General features: G+C 70.8%; 14 protein-coding genes. 7 read left to right on the top strand and 7 right to left on the bottom strand.

Annotation, left to right across the window (positions count from 1 at the left end; all coding sequences use genetic code 11):
- Nucleotides 1-31: 31 nt before the first annotated feature.
- From VIU94_RS12120 to VIU94_RS12105, 4 genes are all read right to left on the bottom strand, one after another.
- Nucleotides 32-799, bottom strand: coding sequence for an SDR family oxidoreductase (locus VIU94_RS12120; protein WP_331910574.1), 768 nt, complete (start codon nucleotides 797-799; stop codon nucleotides 32-34).
- A 35-nt stretch (nucleotides 800-834) separates the two neighbouring features.
- Nucleotides 835-1,593, bottom strand: coding sequence for a 3-oxoacyl-ACP reductase FabG (gene fabG, locus VIU94_RS12115; protein ID WP_331910572.1), 759 nt, complete (start codon nucleotides 1,591-1,593; stop codon nucleotides 835-837).
- A 169-nt stretch (nucleotides 1,594-1,762) separates the two neighbouring features.
- On the bottom strand, nucleotides 1,763-2,146 hold the full coding sequence (locus VIU94_RS12110; RefSeq protein WP_331910570.1) for a DUF3037 domain-containing protein: 384 nt from the start codon (nucleotides 2,144-2,146) through the stop codon (nucleotides 1,763-1,765).
- On the bottom strand, nucleotides 2,143-2,988 hold the full coding sequence (locus tag VIU94_RS12105; protein WP_331910568.1) for a HipA family kinase: 846 nt from the start codon (nucleotides 2,986-2,988) through the stop codon (nucleotides 2,143-2,145). The genes VIU94_RS12110 and VIU94_RS12105 overlap by 4 nt, the downstream gene beginning before the upstream one ends.
- A 292-nt stretch (nucleotides 2,989-3,280) precedes the next feature.
- Here VIU94_RS12105 and VIU94_RS12100 point away from each other — a divergent pair, with 292 nt between their 5' ends.
- The 3 genes from VIU94_RS12100 to VIU94_RS12090 all read left to right on the top strand — a co-directional run bounded on the left by VIU94_RS12100 (nucleotide 3,281) and on the right by VIU94_RS12090 (nucleotide 13,223).
- On the top strand, nucleotides 3,281-11,932 hold the full coding sequence (locus tag VIU94_RS12100; protein ID WP_414720935.1) for a golvesin C-terminal-like domain-containing protein: 8,652 nt from the start codon (nucleotides 3,281-3,283) through the stop codon (nucleotides 11,930-11,932).
- A gap of 134 nt (nucleotides 11,933-12,066) precedes the next feature.
- The gene (locus tag VIU94_RS12095; RefSeq protein WP_331910564.1) at nucleotides 12,067-12,672 is read left to right on the top strand and encodes a hypothetical protein; all 606 of its coding nucleotides are present in this window, start codon (nucleotides 12,067-12,069) and stop codon (nucleotides 12,670-12,672) included.
- Nucleotides 12,673-12,749: 77 nt separating this feature from the next.
- The gene (locus VIU94_RS12090; protein ID WP_331910562.1) at nucleotides 12,750-13,223 is read left to right on the top strand and encodes a Rieske (2Fe-2S) protein; all 474 of its coding nucleotides are present in this window, start codon (nucleotides 12,750-12,752) and stop codon (nucleotides 13,221-13,223) included.
- Here VIU94_RS12090 and VIU94_RS12085 read toward each other — a convergent pair.
- On the bottom strand, nucleotides 13,210-13,860 hold the full coding sequence (locus VIU94_RS12085) for a cysteine hydrolase family protein (RefSeq protein WP_331910560.1): 651 nt from the start codon (nucleotides 13,858-13,860) through the stop codon (nucleotides 13,210-13,212). The genes VIU94_RS12090 and VIU94_RS12085 overlap by 14 nt on opposite strands.
- Before the next feature lie 136 nt (nucleotides 13,861-13,996).
- On the opposite strand from VIU94_RS12085, the gene VIU94_RS12080 reads away from it, so the two are divergent.
- Nucleotides 13,997-14,464 (top strand): pyridoxamine 5'-phosphate oxidase family protein, encoded by a 468-nt coding sequence (locus VIU94_RS12080; RefSeq protein ID WP_331910558.1) that lies wholly within the window; start codon nucleotides 13,997-13,999, stop codon nucleotides 14,462-14,464.
- A 14-nt stretch (nucleotides 14,465-14,478) separates the two neighbouring features.
- Here VIU94_RS12080 and VIU94_RS12075 read toward each other — a convergent pair whose 3' ends face one another.
- Complete coding sequence (locus tag VIU94_RS12075) at nucleotides 14,479-15,384, bottom strand: LysR family transcriptional regulator (RefSeq protein ID WP_331910556.1); 906 nt, start codon at nucleotides 15,382-15,384, stop codon at nucleotides 14,479-14,481.
- Between the two features lie 74 nt (nucleotides 15,385-15,458).
- Here VIU94_RS12075 and VIU94_RS12070 point away from each other — a divergent pair, with 74 nt between their 5' ends.
- Entirely contained in the window at nucleotides 15,459-16,475 is a 1,017-nt protein-coding gene (locus VIU94_RS12070) for a DMT family transporter (RefSeq protein WP_331910554.1), read from the top strand.
- Between the two features lie 34 nt (nucleotides 16,476-16,509).
- Here VIU94_RS12070 and VIU94_RS12065 read toward each other — a convergent pair whose 3' ends face one another.
- Nucleotides 16,510-17,841, bottom strand: coding sequence for an aminotransferase class I/II-fold pyridoxal phosphate-dependent enzyme (locus tag VIU94_RS12065; protein WP_331910552.1), 1,332 nt, complete (start codon nucleotides 17,839-17,841; stop codon nucleotides 16,510-16,512).
- 35 nt (nucleotides 17,842-17,876) lie between these two features.
- On the opposite strand from VIU94_RS12065, the gene VIU94_RS12060 reads away from it, so the two are divergent.
- A complete protein-coding gene (locus tag VIU94_RS12060; protein WP_331910550.1) occupies nucleotides 17,877-18,545 on the top strand; it encodes a pyridoxamine 5'-phosphate oxidase family protein in 669 nt (222 codons plus the stop codon).
- A 10-nt stretch (nucleotides 18,546-18,555) separates the two neighbouring features.
- Nucleotides 18,556-19,206, top strand: a complete 651-nt coding sequence (locus VIU94_RS12055; RefSeq protein WP_331910548.1) for an FMN-binding negative transcriptional regulator — start codon at nucleotides 18,556-18,558, stop codon at nucleotides 19,204-19,206.
- The last annotated feature ends 47 nt before the right edge of the window (nucleotides 19,207-19,253 follow it).

Here is a 19,253-nt window from a genome sequence, read left to right as displayed (position 1 = left end):
GGCGGCGGCCCCGAATTCGGTCACGCGACGGTCACGCCACTCCGGCGTTGAGGAACAGACCACCGTCCACGACCAGGGTCTGGCCGGTAATCCAGTCCGCTTGCGCGGACGTGAGAAATGCGGCGGTGCCGCCGATGTCCTCGGGAACGCCGAGCCGTCCCAGAGGATAGCCTGCCGCGGCCTCGGCCTCCCGGCCCTCGTACAGCGCCTGGGCGAACTTGGTCTTGACCACGGCCGGGGCGATCGCGTTGACCCGGACCAGCGGGGCGAACTCGTGCGCCAGCTGAAGGGTCAGATTGACCATGGCGGCCTTGCTCATCCCGTACGCGCCGACGAACGGCGAGGCGGTGATGCCGGCGACCGACGCGATGTTCACGATCGCGCCGCCGTGCTCTTTCTGCCAGGCCTTCCAGGTCTGCTGGGCGAAGCCGAGCGCCGAGACGACATTCGTCTCGAAGACCTTGCGGGCCACATTCAGGTCGAGCTCGGCGATCGGCCCGAAGACCGGGTTCGTGCCGGCATTGTTGATCAAGAAGTCGACGCGCCCGAAAGCGGCCATCGTGGCTTCGACGGCGGCGGCCTGGTGCGCCTCGTCGTGCGCCTTTCCGGCCACTGCGATCACCCGGTCCGCGCCGAGCCTCTCGACGGCCTCCTTGAGCGCCTCCTCGCCGCGCCCGGTGATGCACAACTGGTCGCCCCGGGCGACCAGCGCTTCGGCGATGCCGTAGCCGATGCCCCGGCTCGCGCCGGTCACCAGCGCGACCTTGCCGGAGAGCGGAGGAAGTTCCTTCGCGATCATGTCGCTGCCCCTGTTCCCTCTCGTCCCGTCCGGCGTCAGTTGAGCGGGCCGCCGGCCACGTACATGACCTGGCCGGACACGAAGCCGGCGTCGTCGCCCGTGAAGAAGGCGATGGCGTTCGCGACGTCCTCGGGGCGGCCCACGCGCGCCACCGGGATCTGGGTGGCCGCGGCGGCCTGGAAGTCCTCGAAGCCCATGCCGACGCGGGCCGCGGTCTGCGCCGTCATCTCGGTGACGATGAAGCCCGGGGCGACGGCGTTGGCGGTGACGCCGAACTTGCCGAGCTCCTTGGCCAGGGTCTTGGTGAGGCCCTGGAGGCCGGCCTTGACCGCGGAGTAGTTCGCCTGGCCGCGGTTGCCCAGGGCGGAGGACGAGGAGAGCGAGACGATCCGGCCGAAGCCGGCGTCCACCATGTGCTTCTGGACGGCCTTGGCCATCAGGAACGCGCCCTTGAGGTGCACGTTCATCACGATGTCCCAGTCGGACTCGCTCATCTTGAAGAGCAGGTTGTCGCGGAGCACGCCGGCGTTGTTGACGAGGATCGTCGGCGCGCCGAGCTCGGCGGCGACGCGCGCCACGGCGGCCTCGACCTGGGCGCCGTCGGAGACGTCGCAGCCGACCGCGATCGCCCGGCCGCCCGCGGCGGTGATCTTCTCGACGGTGTCCTTGCAGGCCGCCTCGTCGAGGTCGAGTACGGCGACGGCCCGGCCCTCCGCGGCCAGCCGGACGGCGGTGGCCGCTCCGATGCCCCGCGCCGCACCGGTGACGACGGCTACGCGCTGCTCGCTGGTCATGCTGGTTCTCCTCGCCCTTGGATCGTCCCTGGATGCGGAACAAGACGGTCCGACCCCCACATGAGCGACCGCTTAGTACCTTCCGCAGACGAGACGCTAGAAGCCCTGGCACCCGGTGTCAACGGCCCACCGGGTGCACCATCTCACCCCGTTCCGGCGGTCGCCCCGCTCAGCGCACCAGCAGATCGAGCAGTCTTTCGATCTCGGCCTCGGGGTCGGCGGTCAGCCCGGTGTGCACCGGCCCCGGCTGGACCACGGTGGAACGCGGCGCGATCAGCCACCGGAACCGCCGTCCCGCGTCGTCCCCGGCCGCCTGACCGGCGTCCTCGCCGCCCAGACAGACCCCCTCCACGGCGTGCAGCGCCGCCCGTACGCCGGTCACGTCGGCGGCCGGGTCCAGGGCCCGCAGCCGGGCCTCGTCCAGATGGGTGCGGGCGGCCACGTAGGACCTGGCCCGGCAGTAGACCACCACGCCGGCGTTGAAGCACTCGCCGCGCTCGACGCGGGGCACGACGCGCAGCAGCGCGTACTCGTAGACATCGCGGTCGGTCACGTGGTGCTGTCCTTCTCCGTGGCGTGCGGCCGGGGTGCGAGGCGTTCGGCCAGCCAGCCCGGGGGCTGCTCGGGCCGCCGCTCGGTGCGCGGCCCGAGGGTGATCCGCTCGTGGATGGTCGCGGCGCGCGACAGCAGCGCCTCGACGTACGCGCGACGGAGCGCGTCGGTGGTCTCGAAGCCCGGCTCGTCGACCAGCCACTCGTCGGGCACGTCGGCGGCCACCTCGGTGAGCAGCTCCTCGGTCACCAGCGGCGCGAGCTCGGCGGCCGCGGCCGCGACGTCAGGCGCGTACGGCGCGAGCGCGTGATCGGAGGCGTCGTACGGCTTCGCGGCCGAGGCCTGGGCGCCGGGCCAGTTGTGGTGCCAGATCATGGTCGCGCCGTGGTCGATCAGCCACAGGTCGCCGTGCCAGACGAGCATGTTCGGATTGCGCCAGGACCGGTCGACGTTGTTGATCACGGCGTCGAACCAGACGACCCGCCCGGCCTCCTTCGGATCCACCTCGTACGCCAGCGGGTCGAAGCCGAGCGACCCGGGCAGGAAGTCCATCCCCAGGTTCAGCCCGCCGCTCGCCTTGAGCAGCTCCTGGACCTCCTGGTCGGGCTCGGAGAGTCCGATGACCGGATCGAGCTGGATCGACACCAGCTCGGGGACCCGCAGCCCGAGCCGGCGCGCCAGCTGCCCGCAGATCACCTCGGCGACCAAGGTCTTGCGCCCCTGCCCCGCACCGGTGAATTTCATGACGTAGGTGCCGAGATCGTCGGCCTCGACGATGCCCGGGAGCGAACCGCCCTCACGCAGGGGCGTGACATAGCGGGTCGCTGTCACTTCTGTAAGCATTTCCCCAGGTTATCCCGTGAGCCCGCCCCGCCGGCCCCCGCCGTCACCCGGTCGCGCCGCCCTTTCGCGTTGCACATCAAATGACCGAATTGCGAAGTCGATTGACAGTGCATCAGCCACGTGACTAGAAATCCCCCGCCATGATCGGCGCACTCTGAGCAGGGCCCTTCCTCAGTGGAATGCGGCCCGATTTCGCATGCCCGTGGTGCGCCGACACGACGGAAGGATTGGCGTGAAATCGATATACGGGCGGGCGACAGCCTGCCTTGTCGTCGCGGCGATAGCCGGGGCGATGGTGCCACAAGTCGCTTATGCGGCACCGGCCCCGAGCGGGGACGGCGACGGTGTCGTCGACACCGTGAAGGGGTGGTTCGCGGACGATTCCAGGAAGCTGGACGAGCCCCCGTCGCACGACGAGTTGGACGTCGCCGAGCGGCAGAAGCTGCCGAAGGGCAAGGCGGCGCCGAAGGCGAAGCGCGTCGGGGAGCTGACCGGCCGGCGTACGGCGAATGCCCGGTACTGGCGACTGTCCGACGGTCGGGTGCAGGCCGAGGTGTCGGCGGTGCCGACCGGGTACCGGTCGGGGAGGTCCTGGAAGGCCATCGACCCGACGGTCGTCCCGAGCGAGGTCGCGGGTTTCCCGTTCGCCAACACGACGAACGCGGCGAGCAGTTGGTTCGGTTCGGACGCGGGGCGGCTGCTGCGGTTCGAGGCCGGTGACGGGCATGTGGTGACACTGGGCCTGCAGGGCGGCGGGAAGCTGTCCCCGCTGGCCAAGGGCGACACGGTCACGTACAAGGACGCGGTGGCCGGTGCGGATCTCACCTATCAGGTGGGTCCGGGCCGGGTGAAGGAGAACATCGTTCTCGACCGGAAGCCCGCGGGCCCGGTCTCCTTCTCCTTCACGCTCGATGCGGGTGGGTTGACGCCGAAGGGGAACAAGGACGGTTCGGTCTCGTTCTTCGGCGAGGGCGCGGACCCGGTCCTGGTGATTCCGGCGGCGTTCATGACGGACGCGAAGAAGAGCGCCGGTTCGGCGTACGGAACGGGCTACAGCCCGGCCGTGACGCAGAAGCTGTCGAAGGCCGGCAAGGCCTGGAAGCTCACCGTCACCCCGGATGCCAAGTGGCTGGCGGCGCCGGAGCGGCAGTACCCGGTGACGATCGATCCGACGATCTCGATCGCTCCGACGCCGGCGACGGCGCAGGACGTGATGATCTCCTCGGACGGTCCGACGACGAACTACAAGGACAACTGGCGTCTGTCGGTCGGCAACACGACCACCGGCACGTCCCGCGCCCTGCTGCGGTTCCCCCTCACGGGCGTCCCGTCGGGGACGAAGATCGACTCGGCGGATCTGAAGCTCTGGTACGACCAGACGCACACCTCGGGCGACACCGAGGTGCAGCTGGAGGCGCACCGCGCCACCCAGGCGTGGACCGAAGAGCAGGCCACCTGGAACAACGCCAACGCGATCACCGGCGAGCTGTCCGGTACGTCGGTCCTGGTCGACGACGGCGACGCGGGGAAGACCGCGGCCGTCGGCGCGTGGCCGGCGTCGGGGAACACGGCGTACACGCAGTACGCGGTGAACCAGGACTACCTGTACAACAAGGACACCGTCGCCGGTGACACGTACACCTGGCAGCCGAGCCTTCCCGAGGACGGCGCCTACCAGGTCGAGGCGCACTACGTCCCGGCCTCCGACCGCGCCACCAACGCGCCGTACACGGTGACGTACGACGGCGGCAGCAAGCAGTACCTCGTCAACCAGCAGGCCGGCGCCGCCGGTGTGTGGAAGACCCTCGGCTCGCACCCGTTCAAGGCGGGCACGCTCGGCAAGATCGTCCTCGGCGACGGCCCCGCCTCGACCACCACGTCGGTGATCGCGGATGCGGTGCGGTTCACGAAGGGCGGCGTGGTCACCAAGCAGCCCGGCGAGCTGAACACCTGGCACACCTTCCCGGTGACGAAGACCGTGCAGTCGTGGATCGACGGGGTCAACGTCAACAACGGCTTCGTGATCAAGGCCGGCGACGAGACCGCGAACGGCCCCAAGGGCGGTCCGCGGTACGAGGGCTCGGAGTTCGGGTACGGCGGCGAGACCGCCAACTACCCGCGTCTCGTCCTGACCTACGGCCGTCAGGGCGTCGACCTCGCAGCCCCGACCACCATCCACGACACGGGCGCCGAGCTGAACTGGTCCGGCTACACCGATCCGTCGACGGCGACCGGTGACGACATCGTCGAGTACCAGGTCCACCGCTCGATCAGCCAGACCTTCACGCCCTCCTCCGCCACCCTCGTCGCGCCTGTCGCGTCCACGGTGACGTCGTTCACGGACACGTCGGCGTCGCCGACGAAGGCGGACGACCCGGACCCGTACGGCCGCGCGTACTACTACATGGTCGCGGTCAAGACGAAGGACGGGCAGGTCGTCGCCGCCCCCACGCAGCTCGTCCGTCTCCCGAAGGCCGGGCGGACGACGAAGGTGTTGGACGCGACGCAGGACACCACCCTGTCCTCCGCCCGCCCCACCCTCACCCACGACACCATCGACGATGCCGGCCCGAAGAACTGGCTCAGCGTCGGCAACAACTCGGCGACGTACGGCGACACGCGTGCCGCGCTGAAGTTCCCGGCCCTGGGCATCCCGACCACGGCCCGCGTCCTGGACGCGAAGGTGCGTCTGTGGTCCACGCAGACCGCGCAGGACACCGCCGGGGCGATCTACGAACTCCGCCCGCTGACGCGTGACTTCGACGAAGCCACCGCCACCTGGGTCAAGGCGAACGCCACTGCCAACTGGACCGCGCAGGGCGGCGACTTCGGCGCCGTCGCGGCCGACACCGGGGCCAAGACCAACGACCCGGCCCGTCACGACTGGAGCATCACCTCGCTCGCGCAGTCGTGGGTGACCACCCCGGCCTCCCAGCAGGGCGTCGTTCTCAAGATGGCCGACGAGGTCGCCTCCCAGGAGCGCACCCTGTTCCTGTCCTCCGAGGGCACCGAGCAGCGCCTGCGCCCCCGCATCGTGGTCACCTACATCGACTCCACCACCGAGTCGACGTACTACGCGCCGCAGACCCCGGCCCGTATGACCCCGAACACCGACTACACGGTCGACTTCACCCTGACCAACACCACCGCGTCGACGTGGAACTCCGCCGACCAGGTCCTCACCTACAAGTGGACCCTCCCCGACGGCACCGACGTCACCAACGGCGGCAACCAGGTCCAGACCGCCCTGCCCCAGGACGTCACCCCGGGTGAGTCGGTCAGCCTCCAGGCCGTCGTCAAGACCCCGATCAACTCGGACAACGGCAACAAGCGCACCGACTACGTCCTGACCTGGGACGTCTACAACAAGACCGCCGGCACCTGGGCCTCGGGCACCGCCGGCATCCCGGGTCTGAAGCAGAACGTCGCCGTCGAGGACCCGACCTCCAACACCCTCGGCATGGAGAAGTTCTACTCCTACGCGGGTACGAACACCGGCGCCAACTCATCGGTGATGAGCAACATGGCGTCCGGCAACAGCGTGTGGTCGTACGACGCGTTCGCCAACCCGGGCCGTGGTCTGGGCACCTTCGCGCGGTTCGCGTACAACACGCTCGACACCTCGGACACGGTTCTCGGTCACGGCTGGTCGGGTCAGCTCGCCGGCCCGGTCCGGCTGGGCGCGCCGCTGGACTTCCACCCGAACCCGCACCCGACGGAGATCCGCCTCCCGGACGGCGACGGCACGACGCACGTCTTCCGCGAGCAGCCCGACGGCACCTGGAAGGCCCCCGCGGGCGTCCACTACAAGCTGACGGCGAAGCCCGGTCTGGACTGCACCCCGCTGAAGGACCCGATCCCCGACGCCTGGACGATGACCCGTCCGGACGGCACCCGGTTCCTGTTCGGCTGCGACGGCTACATGACGTCCATCGTCGACAAGAACGGCAACACGCAGACGTACACGTACGAAGAGCGCAAGTCCAACAACAAGCCGACCAAGTTCCTCCGGTACATCACCGACCCGGCCGGCCGTCAGTCGCTCACCGTCGAGTACTTCAGCAAGGCCGACGGCCTCGGGCCGAAGATCACCGATCACGTCAAGTCGATGACGGAGATCTCCGGCCGCAAGCTGACTTTCGAGTACTCGGACAAGGGTCTGCTCACCAAGCTCACGGACGGCGCGGGTTCTGCCCAGCCGAAGGTGTTCGCCTTCGAGTACGACGCCACGCAGGGCAACAAGAACGTCAAGCTGGTCAAGGTCACCGACCCGCGCGGCAACGCGACTGACATGACGTACTTCGCGCCGCAGGCCGGCGACGACCCGAAGTACCACTGGTGGACCAAGAAGATCACCGACCGCTCGGGCGGTGACCTGGGCTTCGCGTACAAGGTGGACACGGCGAACCCGAAGTTCACCGGCACGACCGTCACCGACGCCAAGTCGCACGCCACCGCCTTCGTCACGGACGACTTCGGCCGCCCGGTCCAGACGACCAACGCCAAGTCCCAGACCACCAAGATGAGCTGGGACGCGGACAACAACGTCACCTACGTCGAGGAGAACAACGGCGCCAAGACCGCGTACTGCTACGACCAGAAGACGGGCTACCCGCTCTGGCAGCGCAGCGCGGAGTGGAACAAGGCGGGCGTGCCGCCCGGCTCGGCCTGCGCCCCGGGCACGTACCCGGCCGACGCGATGAAGTACGAGTACCAGACGCGCGCGGACGGCTTCTCGGCCGACCTGTTCCGCAAGACCTCCCTGGAGGGCCGCGCCTGGCAGTTCGGCTACGACTCCTACGGCAACCTGACCTCGGTCACGGACCCGAAGGGCGTCTCGACGGCCACGGCCGGCGACTACACCACGTCGTACACGTACGACGCGTACGGTCAGATGCTCACGGCGACCGACGCCGCGGGCAGCACCACGACGTACTCGGACTTCGAGCCGACCGGCTACCCGCGCACGACCCGGGACGCCCTCGGCAAGACGTCGACGACGGTCTACGCGCCGCGCGGTGAGGTGACCTCGTCGACCGACGAGCTGGGTCACACCGTCACGCAGAACTACGACGTCTACGGCCGCCCGACGGACGGCAGGACGCCGAAGGACCAGGCCGCCGGGGTGTACATCACCAACCCGGCGCCGGTGTACGACGCCAACGACAACGTCACGACGTCCACGGCGCCCAACGGCGCGGTCTACTCGTCCGTGTACGACGCCGGCGACCAGGTGGCCTCGTTCACCGAGCCGAAGGACACCCCCACCGGGCAGGCGCGCACCACGACGTACGCGTACGACACGGTGGGCAACCAGCTGTCGGTCACGCTGCCCAAGGGCAACCTGGCCGGAGCGACCGCCGGCGAGCACACCACGACGTACACGTACGACGAGCTCAACCGGCCGGTCACGATCACGGACGCGTTCGGGAACCGGACCTCGGCCTCGTACGACGACGTCGGCAACGTCAGCACCGTGGTCGACCCGCTCAAGAACAAGACCGCGGACGCGACCGACTTCAGCGCCTCGTACACGTACGACCTGGATCACAAGCCCGTCTCGACGAAGGACCCGGCCGGATACACCCGGTCGACGACCTACGACAAGGACGGCCTGACGCTCTCGGCGACGGACGAGAACGGCAACACGGTTCTGTCCACGTACGACGAGCGTGGCCAGGTCTCCCAGGTGCGCGTCCCGCACAGCGGCTCCGGCGGGACGATCACGTACAACACCACGAAGTACGAGTACGACGCGGTCGGACGGCAGACCACGGTGATCACGCCGCGCGGCACCGCTTCCGGGCGGGCCGACGCGTTCACCGCCAAGACCGTCTACGACGAGCTGGGGCGGGTCAAGGCGAAGCTGTCGCCGTACGACCCGACCGACCCGGTCTACAACAAGCCCGTCCAGACCGACTACACCTACGACGCCGTCAGCCGGCTGACGAAGGTGAGCGCCCCGCCGTCCAAGGGCGAGACGACCCGTAACGACACCACCTACCAGTACTTCGACAACGGCTGGACGAAGAGCTCCACGGATCCGTGGGACATCGTCGCCGGCTACGAGTACAACACCCTGGGCCAGCAGACCCGGCGGACGCTCACCAGCGCCGGCGGTTCGTCGTCCCGGACCATGAACTGGGGCTACTTCCCGGACGGCAAGCTGCAGACGCGCTCCGACACCGGAGTCCCCGTCGGCCTGCAGGTCGTCCTGGCCGACAACTCCGACAGCCAGAACGTCGCGAAGACCGGCACGTGGACGACGTCCTCGACCGGTACCGGGTTCAACGGGCACGACTACTTCACCCACGCCGCCGGCGCGGGCACGGACGCGGTCACCTGGGACACGACGATCCCCGAGGACGGCACGTACCAGGTGTACGTGAAGTACCCGGCCGTCACCGGAGCTGCGACCACCGCCTCCTACAAGGTGGAGCACGACGGCGGCTCGGCCACCAAGCCGGTCGACCAGACCAAGAACGCGGGCGCCTGGGTCTCCCTGGGCAGCTACGCGTTCAAGGCGAGCGGCACCGGGCAGCGCGTCTCGCTGACGCAGAACGCCGGGGGCACGGTCGTCGCGGACGCCGTCAAGCTGGTCCGCGACAACTCGGCCGACACCCAGCTGCCGCCGCAGTCGTTCGGCTACACGTACGACGTCAACGGCAACATGACGGACCTCACCGACGGTTCGCCGGGCGCCCGCTACGACGCCTACGCGTTCACCTATGACGCGCGGGACCGGCTGACGCAGCTTCAGGAGAAGGCGGCCGGCAACGTCAAGCACACCACCGGATTCGGCTACGACGCCGACTCCAACATCGTCAGCCAGACCCACGACGCTCGGAGCGCCACGTTCGACTACGACGTGCGCGGTCTGCTGTCGAAGGTCGTGAACAAGGAGTCCGCGAGCGACCCCTCCCCGAAGACGACGTCCTACACCCGTACCCCTGCCGGCCAGTTCGCCACGCAGACCAAGGGCAACAACAATGTGGCGACGTTCGAGTACTACCTGGACAGTTCGCTCAAGAAGTCGTCCGAGCGGACGTCGGGCGGCACCCTGGTGGCCGAGCACTCCCTGACGTACGACCCCAACGGGAACCGGACGCAGGACGTCTCGACCACGCAGAACGCCGACAACCACGGCGCGTACCTGTCGCGGACCAGCACGAACGTGTACACCCCGCGTGACCAGATCGCGTCGGTGCGCAACTCGGACGGTTCCTCGCCGCAGGACTACGCCTACGACGACAACGGCAACATCACGTCGCAGACCGTCGGCTCCAGCGCCACCACGAACACGTACTCGCGCGACCGGCTGCTGTCCAGCAGCACCGCCGCGGGCACGATCAAGTACAACTACGACCCGTTCGGCCGGATGGACACGGTGACCGGCGCCGGCACGGTGCTGGAGAAGTTCACCTACGACGGCTACGACCGGATCAAGTCCCAGCAGAACAACAACGGGACCGGCCTGGTCAGGACCGACTTCACGTACGACGCGTTCGGCCGTACGGTCAACGAGGTCAAGGGCGCCGGGTCGGCGTCGCCGAAGAGCACCGTCTTCGACTACCTGGCCATGGGCGGCGCGGTCGTCAGCGAGACCGTCGACGGCATCCTGAAGAAGTCGTACCAGTACTCGCCCATGGGCGAGCGGCTCAGCCAGATCGTCCACGGCTCCGGCGGGAGCAAGGACTACACCTACTACACCTACAACCCGCACTCGGACGTCACCGCGCTCACCGACGACCAGGGCAACACCAAGGCCACGTACGGCTACACCGCGTACGGAGCCCAGGACGACACCCAGGCGTCCGGCGCCGACAAGCCGGGCGCGGGCGGTGCGGGCGCCGAGCCGTACAACGCGTACCGGTTCAACAGCGCCCGGGTCGACACCGGTTCCGGCAACTACAACATGGGTTTCCGGACCTACTCCACGGGGATGAACCGGTTCCTCTCCCGTGACATGTACAACGGCGCCCTCGCCGACATGCGGCTGGCGTCCGACCCGACCACCGGAAACCGGTACGCGTTCGCCGGCGGCAACCCGCTGTCGAACGTCGAGCTGGACGGCCACAGCTGGCTGAGCTCCAACGGCCGTCCGTCGTTCGCCGTCGACAGCGCGGGCACGGTCACCGACCTGGTCGACGAGATGATGAACACCATGCGGGACCACTACATCCGCACGACCAAGGTCAAGGGCCGCACCTATGTGGGTGCGTACGACCCGGCGACGAACCGCTACGTGGCGGGCATGTCGTCCAACCCGTTCGGCTGCGCGGAGCGGGACTGCGCGCGGAAGCTCGGTCTGCCGATGGACCAGGTGCGGTTCGGCAACGCCATCTCGTACCAGCGGCCGTCCAAGCAGCCCATCATCGGCGTCTGCGAGAACTGCCAGAACGACTCGGCGCGCAGCCAGTACCCGGCGGACGCCAAGTGGAAGCCGGGCGCCCGGTTCGACAGCGGCCGGGCGATCCACACCTCGCCCGGTGAGCTGGCCATCCCGAGCCGGGCGAGCACCGAGCTGGTGGCGGTCCGGTCGGCGCAGGCCGCCGAGGCGGCCGCGGCGCGGACGTCCTCCGCGGGCACGTCCTCCGGCGGCTCCGGTTTCGCGAGCAAGCTGAGCACGGCCGCCAAGTGGGGCGGTCGCGGCCTCCTCGCACTGGGCGTCGGGGTCGCCGCCTACGAGGTCTGGTCCGCGCCGGACGGGCAGAAGGGCGAGGCGGCCGTGTCGGCCGGCTCCACTCTGGCCGGCGGCCTGGCCGGCGCCTGGGCGGGAGCCAAGATCGGCGCAGCAGCCGGTGCGGCGATCGGGTCCATCATTCCGGGCGCGGGAACCGCGGTCGGAGGCGTCGTCGGAGGCGTGGTCGGCGGTCTCGTCGGCGGTATCGCCGGAAGCTATGTCGGCAGCAAGGCGGGTGATTTCTTCAACAGCCTATGGTGACGCACCGGTAGATTCCGGCAATTCACCAGCCGATATCCTGGCCCCCGCGGGTCTGTACGACCGCGGGGGCCAGGCCCTTGTCAGGTCACATCATTCACGGCCCCTTTCCCGGGGCCTTGCGAGGCAGCAGCAACATGAACGAGAACGACATCCCCGGCCCCGACTGGTTCGATTCCGACCCGGAACTGGATTCCACCGAGGAGGGTCTGCGTTTTCTCGCCGTCCTCCGTGAGCGGGCCGAGTCCGGCGGGTGGTCCTGCGACCCCGACGACACGTACGCGAGCTTCGCCGTCTTCGAGAACCGGACCGAGCTCCTGGTCACTCTGGAGCTGTGGGACAACACCATCGAGCCGGGCGGGCACGTGCTCACGGTGGGCGCTTTCTTCACCGGCTCCCGCCTCGTCGGCGGCGAGTTCCACGATCAGCTGTACACCCTGGAGCGGAGCTCGGAGACCGCGATCGAGGCTTCCGGTTCCCCCGAGGACCTCGCGGAGCGCGCGGCCGAGTGGTTCGAGCGGATGCTCGACCTGCCGGTCCTGCGCAACGAGTTCGTCGTCGACGGCCGGATCGTCAACCGGCAGTGGGTGCTGGCCCACACCGGCCGGGAGGTGGCCTCCCAGTTCCGGGTGGAGCCCGGCGACCCGCTGGCCCGCACGGTCCAGGTGCGCGGCAAGGCCGTCGGAAACGCTGCAGATGCGGGAGATGCGGGAGATGCCGGGGATACCGGAGATCATTTCTGACGCACCCCTTGAACGCCGGGCCCTCGGCGTGCGTACTACTTCGTGAACGCAGGAATCCGGATTCAAGGGGAGCAGCGATGAGCGGAGTGGCACGCCGGACTGTGGTCGCGGCGGCGGGCGGGGCCGGGCTGGTCGGGGTCCTCGCAGGGTGCGGCGGTTCGGGGGACTCGTACGGCGACTCCCCCAAGGCCGGCGACACCGGCGGGGCGAACGGCGGGTCCGCGCCCGGGGCGGGGTCCGCTTCCGGCGGTTCCGGGGCCGGCGGCGCCGTGCTCGCCCGGACCACGGACATCCCGCAGGGCGGCGGCAAGGTCTTCGCCGACAAGGGCGTGGTCGTCACGCAGCCGACCGCGGGCGAGTTCAAGGCCTTCTCCTCCTCGTGCACCCACTCGGGCTGCGCGGTCAAGGAGGTCACCGACGGCACGATCACCTGCCCCTGCCACGGCAGCGCGTTCTCCGCCGCCGACGGCAGCGTCAAGCAGGGCCCCGCGACCAGGCCGCTGCCGCCGGCCGAGATCAAGGTCGACGGGGACTCGATCACTCTCGCGTGACCCGGAGGGGCTGCTTCCAGCAGCCGAGCACCTCGTCGGTCGTGGTGATCGTCGAGACGAGCGCGAGGGTGTGCCGGATCACCTCGGGGGTGTACTCCGCCGGCACCCCCGCGACGGCGTCCCCGGGCACGACCACCGTGTAGCCGAGGTTGACCGCGTCGAAGACGGCGTTGGGGATCGCCACGTTCGCGGAGACGCCGGTGACGATCAGAGTGCGGCAGCCGAGATTGCGCAACAGCGGGTCGACGTCGGTGCCGGCCACCGGAGACAGCCCGTGCAGCCGCCGGACGACGAGGTCCTCGTCGGCGACCTCGATCGGTTCGGCGATCCGCACCGCGATGCTGCCGCTGTGCTGCTGCACGGGCAGCCGGGCGGCGGCCCGGAACAGCCGGGCGTTGGCGTTCGCGCCGCGCCCGTCGGGCCGCCGCTCGGCGACCGCGTGCATCACCTGCACGCCCGACTCGTGGGCGGCGGAGACCAGCCGGGCGATGTTCCGCAGCGCACCCGACGAGCGGACGGCCGCGGCGAGTTCGGGCAGCGCGCTGTTCCGCCCGATCACACCCTCCTGGCACTCGACGGTGAGCAGCACCGTGGTGGCCGGATCCAACTGCTCCGCGAGCGGCACGGACTGCGCCATGGCTTCCCCCTCTTGATCTGCGGTCACCCGGGCGTACCAGGCGTCCCGGGCGCGCGAGGCTAGTGGCCATTGCGTCCGGACGGAAGAGCCTCCATGCTTTCTGACGTTCCGTCAGACCAACTGGAAGGGGCGGCCGATGACCGTCGCACAGCGCCGCGGACGCAGGATCATGATGACCCCGGCCGAGCGGGACGCCTTCCTCGCCGAACAGCGCACCTGCCGGGTGGCGACCGTATCCGCCGACGGCCGCCCGCACGTGAGCGCGCTGTGGTTCGCCTGGGACGGCGCCTCGCTGTGGCTCTACTCGATCACCCGCAGCCGCCGCTGGGCCGAGCTGCGCCGCGACCCGCACATCGCGGTGGTCGTCGACGCCGGCGAGGAGTACGGCGAGCTGTGCGGGGTGGAACTGTCCGGCACCGCCGTCTTCGTCGGGGAGGCCCCGCGCACCGGCGAGCCCTGCCCCGAACTCGACGTGCCGGAGCGGCTGTTCGCGCGGAAGAACTTCGGCCTGGACGAGATGCCGCACGACGGCCGGCACGCCTGGCTGCGGCTGACCCCGGACGCGATCGCCTCCTGGGACTTCCGCAAGCTGGCCACGCTCTGAGGCTTCGGCGGTCCTCAGTCCCCCGCCGTCCGGCCCGCCTCCCGCAGCGCCTCCACCGCCGCCCGGATGGAGGGCCGCCGGTCGGCGTCCGTGCGCCACACCGCGTGGATGTGCCGCCGGACCCGCTGCCGTACGGGCACGAGCACGACGCCCTCCGGCACCGGACCGCGACCGAGGCGCGGCGTCACGCACACCCCGAGCCCGGCCGCGATCAGCGCGAGCTGGGTGTGGTGCTCGCCGGCCAGGTGGGCGATGCGCGGCTCGATGCCCTGCGAGCGCAGGGTGAACATCAGCCAGTCGTGGCAGAACTCGCCCTCCGGCCACGACACCCAGTCGTCCCCGGCGAAGTCGACCAGGTCCACCTCGGCCCGGTCGGCCAGCGGATGGTCCACCGGCAGCGCCACATCGGCGGAGTCGTCGAGCAGGTGGGCGCGGGCCAGGCCGCCCGGCACCGGCATGCGCTTGTTGTTCCAGTCCAGGACGATCGCGAGGTCCGCGTCCCCGCGCATCACGTCCCGGATGCCGCGCTCGGGCTCCAACTCGCTGGTGCGCGCCCGCAGCTCGGGGTGCTGGGCGCGCAGCGCGCGCAGGGCCGTTGGGAAGAGTCCGCGGGCGGCGGTCGGGAAGGCCGCGATCCGCACCTCCCCCACCACCCGGCCGCGATGCGCCTCGATGTCCGACTGGGCCAGTTCGACCTGGGACAGGATCCGCGCGGCGTGCTCGGCGAGGAGCTGCCCCGCGTCGGTGAGCCGCACGCCCCGGCCGTTCTTGGCCAGCAGCTGCTGGCCGACCTCGCGCTCCAGCTTGGACAGCTGCTGCGAGACGGCGGAGGTCGTCACGTGCAGCCCGTCGGCCGCGCCACTGACCGAGCCGTGCCGGGCGAGGGCGTCGAGGGTGCGCAGGCGCTCCAGGTTCAACATGTAAGCGATGCTACGAGAAAGTACGCAGAAAATCTCGCTTGTCCTACGATGTACGAGGGGCCACTCTTGACGTCATGACCGCCGCCGCCCGCTCCCGGGCCCTGCCGACCGACTCCTCACCCGCCCCCGCCCGCCGCTCCGTCGACTGGCGCATCCGCTTCGGCGTGCTGGCCCTGATCTGGGGCTTCAGCTTCGTCTTCATCAAGGTCGGCAACGAGAGCTTCGCGCCGTTCCAGGTGACCTTCGGCCGCCTGCTGTTCGGCACGGTGGTGCTGGCCGTCGCGATGGCGGTCAAGCGCGAGCGGCTGCCGCGCGGCCTGCGCACCTGGGGGCATCTCGCCGTGGCGGCGTTCCTGCTCAACGCGCTGCCGTTCTCGCTGTTCGCCTACTCCGAGCTGACCATCCCGTCCACGCTCGCGGGCATCTGCAACGCCACCACCCCGCTGTGGGGAATGCTGCTCTCCCTGGTCGCGCTCTCCGAGGACCGCCCGACTCGACTGCGCGCGGCCGGCCTGGGCATCGGCTTCGTCGGCGTGCTGACCGTGCTCGGCGCGTGGCAGGGCTTCAACGGCCTGGACGTGACCGGCACCGCGATGGCGCTGCTCGCCTCGTTCAGCTACGCGGTCGGCTGGATCTACGTGCGCCGCACCCTGGCGGGCAACCCGGCCTCGAACCTCTCGCTCGCGGGCTCCCAGGTCGGCCTCGCGACCCTCCAACTGGCCGTCGTCACCCCGCTGTTCACCACGATGCCGAGCTCGGTGGAGCTCCTGCCGCTGCTCTCCGTGCTCGCCCTCGGCGCGCTCGGGACGGGGTACGCGATGCTGCTCCAGTACGGCGTGGTGGCCGAGGTCGGCCCGACGACGGCGGCGATGGTCACGTACTTCATCCCGGTCATCGCGACCACGGCGGGCGTCGCTCTGCTCGACGAGTCGCTCACCTGGAACACCCCGGTCGGCGCGGTGATCGTCCTGGCCGGCGCCGCCCTCACCCAGACCCGTGCCCCGTCCGCCCGTACGAAGAAGGAGCCGGTGGCGAAGGGCCCCGAGACCAAGACGCGCCAGGAATCGGCCACGGCGGACGCGGGGGCGTAGCCGGCACCCCGGTTGCGCTCCCCCGCGCGGCGCCTCAGCCGTACGCGCGCGCCGGCGCCGGGTCCGCCGCCGCGGCAATCGCGTCGGCCAGCGGTTCGAGGTCGGCGAGCGACAGGCCCGAGACGGTCACCCGGACCGCCGGGCCGGTCGCCATCCGGAAGCGGGCCCCGGGCGCGACGGCCCAGCCCGCGCTGAGGAGCCGGGTCACCGCGCCGGTCTCGTCGGCGACCGGGATCCAGACGTTCATGCCGGTGCTGCCGTGGGCCGCTACGCCCCGCGCGGCCAGCGCCCGTACCAGACCGTCCCGCCGCTCCCCGTACCAGCGGGCCACCGCCGCCCCGTCGACCGCGCCGCTGGACCAGAGCTCGACGAGGGCGCGCTGCAGCATCTTGCTGACCCAGCCGGGGCCGAGCCGCTGGCGGCCCATGACCCGGTCGAGGGTCACCGGGTCGCCGGTCAGCGCGGCGACGCGCAGGTCGGGCCCGTACGCCTTGGCGGCCGAGCGCACCAGCGCCCAGTGGTCGGTGCCGCCGGCGAGCGGGTGCAGGGGCGCCTCGACGATGCCGTGGCCGTGGTCGTCCTCGACGAGCAGCGTCGCGGGGTGCGCGGCGAGCACCCGGCGCAGCTCGGCCGCGCGGCCGGCGGTCACCGCCGCGCCGGTCGGGTTCTGCGCCCGGTCGGTGACGACCACGGCCCGCGCCCCGGCGCGCAGCGCGCGGGCGAGCGCGTCCGGCAGCGGCCCCTCGTCGTCGACGGGCACCGGCGCGGGGCGCAGCCCGAGCGCGGGGACGAGGTCGAGGAGACCGCCCCAGCCCGGGTCCTCGACGACGACCGCGTCGCCCGGCTTCAGGTGAGCGTTGAGCACCCGCTCGATCCCGTCGAGGGAGCCGGAGGTCACCGCGATCCGCCCTGCGGGCACGCCGTCGGCGTCCATGGCGGCGCGGGCCAGCCGGGCGAACTCCTCGTCCACGGGCGGCTCTCCGTAAAGCACGGGCCGCTCGGCGTTGCGCCGGGCCGCCGCGGCGAAGGCCTCGCCGAGCGGCGGCAGCAACGACGGCTCGGGGTTGCCCTTGCCGACGTCCCGGACGCCGGCCGGGGCCTCGACGCGGAGCGAGCCGCGGGCCGTGGTCGCGGGCATGGGCCGCACCCGGCTGCCGCGCCGGCCGGCGGTCTCGATCACCCCGCGCTCGCGCAGGGTGCGATACGCGGCCGCGACGGTATTCGGGTTCACGCCGAGGCTGGTCGCCAACTCCCTCATGGGCGGCAGCAGTTGACCCGGCTGCAGCGCCCCCGAACCGACCCCCCGCTCCACGCTGGCGGCGATCTCCGATGCGCGACGTCCTTCGATCCGATACTCTCCTAGCACAAAAGAGATTATGCACTAGTGCAATGGAGGGCGCAATGTCGGAGACCCTGGCCCAGAGCGGGACCGCCTACGAGCCGACCGAGCGGACCGTGCCGAGCCGCAACCGCAGCCGTGCCTCGTACGACCGCGACCTGGTCCACTCGATACTCGACGAGGCGTACGTCTGCCACCTCGGGTTCGTCCGCGACGGCGCGCCGATCGTGCTGCCGACCCTCTACGGGCGGGTCGGAGAGCGGCTGTACGTGCACGGCTCCACCGGCTCCCGGCCGGCCCGCATGGCCGACCCCGGCCTGCCCGTCTGCCTGACCGTCACCCACGTCGACGGCCTCGTCCTGGCCCGGTCCGCCTTCCACCACTCGATCAACTACCGTTCCGTCGTGGTCCACGGCACCGCCCACCAGGTCACCGACCCGGACGAGCTGCGCGAGGCCCTGGACGCGCTGGTCGACCAGGTCGTGCCCGGCCGCTCGTACGACTCCCGGCCCGCGAACGCCAAGGAGCTCGCCGCGACCGCCGTGCTCCGCCTCGACCTCGCCGAGGTCTCCGCGAAGGTCCGCACCGGCGGCCCGAACGACGAACCGCAGGACCTGGACCTCCCCCACTGGTCCGGCGTGGTCCCGGTCGCCACCCGCTACGGCACGCCGATCCCGGCCGAGACCCTGGCCGCGGACGTCGCCCTGCCCGACTACATGACCGTCCTGTGAGGCCCGCGCCATGCTGATCCATCCCTGGGACGCCGCCCACGACGAGGCGGAGTGGCGCGCCTGGCTGGCCGGGCACGACTTCGGCCAGCTCGCGGTCAACGGCCTGCCGGGCGAGCCGCCGTGGGTGCAGCCGATGCACTTTCGGTACGACGCCGAGCCCGGCCCGTACGGCCGGGTCATCGCCCACCTCGCCCGGCCCAACCCGCTCTGGCGGGCTCTGGAGACCTGCCCGGACGTGCTGCTGAGCGTGGTCGACGACTACGCCTTCGTGCCGGGCCCCTGGGCCGCGCCCGAGGACGCCCCGGCCGCGCACGGCACGCCGACCTCGTTCTACGCGGCGGTCCAACTCCGCTGCACCGCACGGGTGGTGGACGACCCGGCGGAGAAGGCCGCGCTGCTCAACCGCCAGGTCGCGCATTTCCAGCCTGAGGGCGGCACGGAGCAAGTGGCCCCGGGTGCGGCCCCGTTCGGCCGTCTGCTGCCCGGGCTGCGCGTGCTGGACCTGGCTGTGACGGACGTCCGCGCCAAGTTCAAGTACGCGCACCACAAGCCGCCCGCGGTGCAGGACCGCATCGCCGAGGGCCTGGCGGTACGGGACGCCCCCGGCGACGCGGCCGCCCGCGCGCATCAGCTGCGCCGCCGCCCGGCGGAGCGCGGCTAGAGCGACGTGCTCCAGCCGCGCCGCGGGTGTCAGGCCGTCGCCGCCGC

Origin of the sequence: Streptomyces sp. (assembly GCF_036566765.1) — a bacterium.
GTDB lineage: Bacteria > Actinomycetota > Actinomycetes > Streptomycetales > Streptomycetaceae > Streptomyces.
This window is presented reverse-complemented; position numbering and strand designations above follow the sequence as displayed.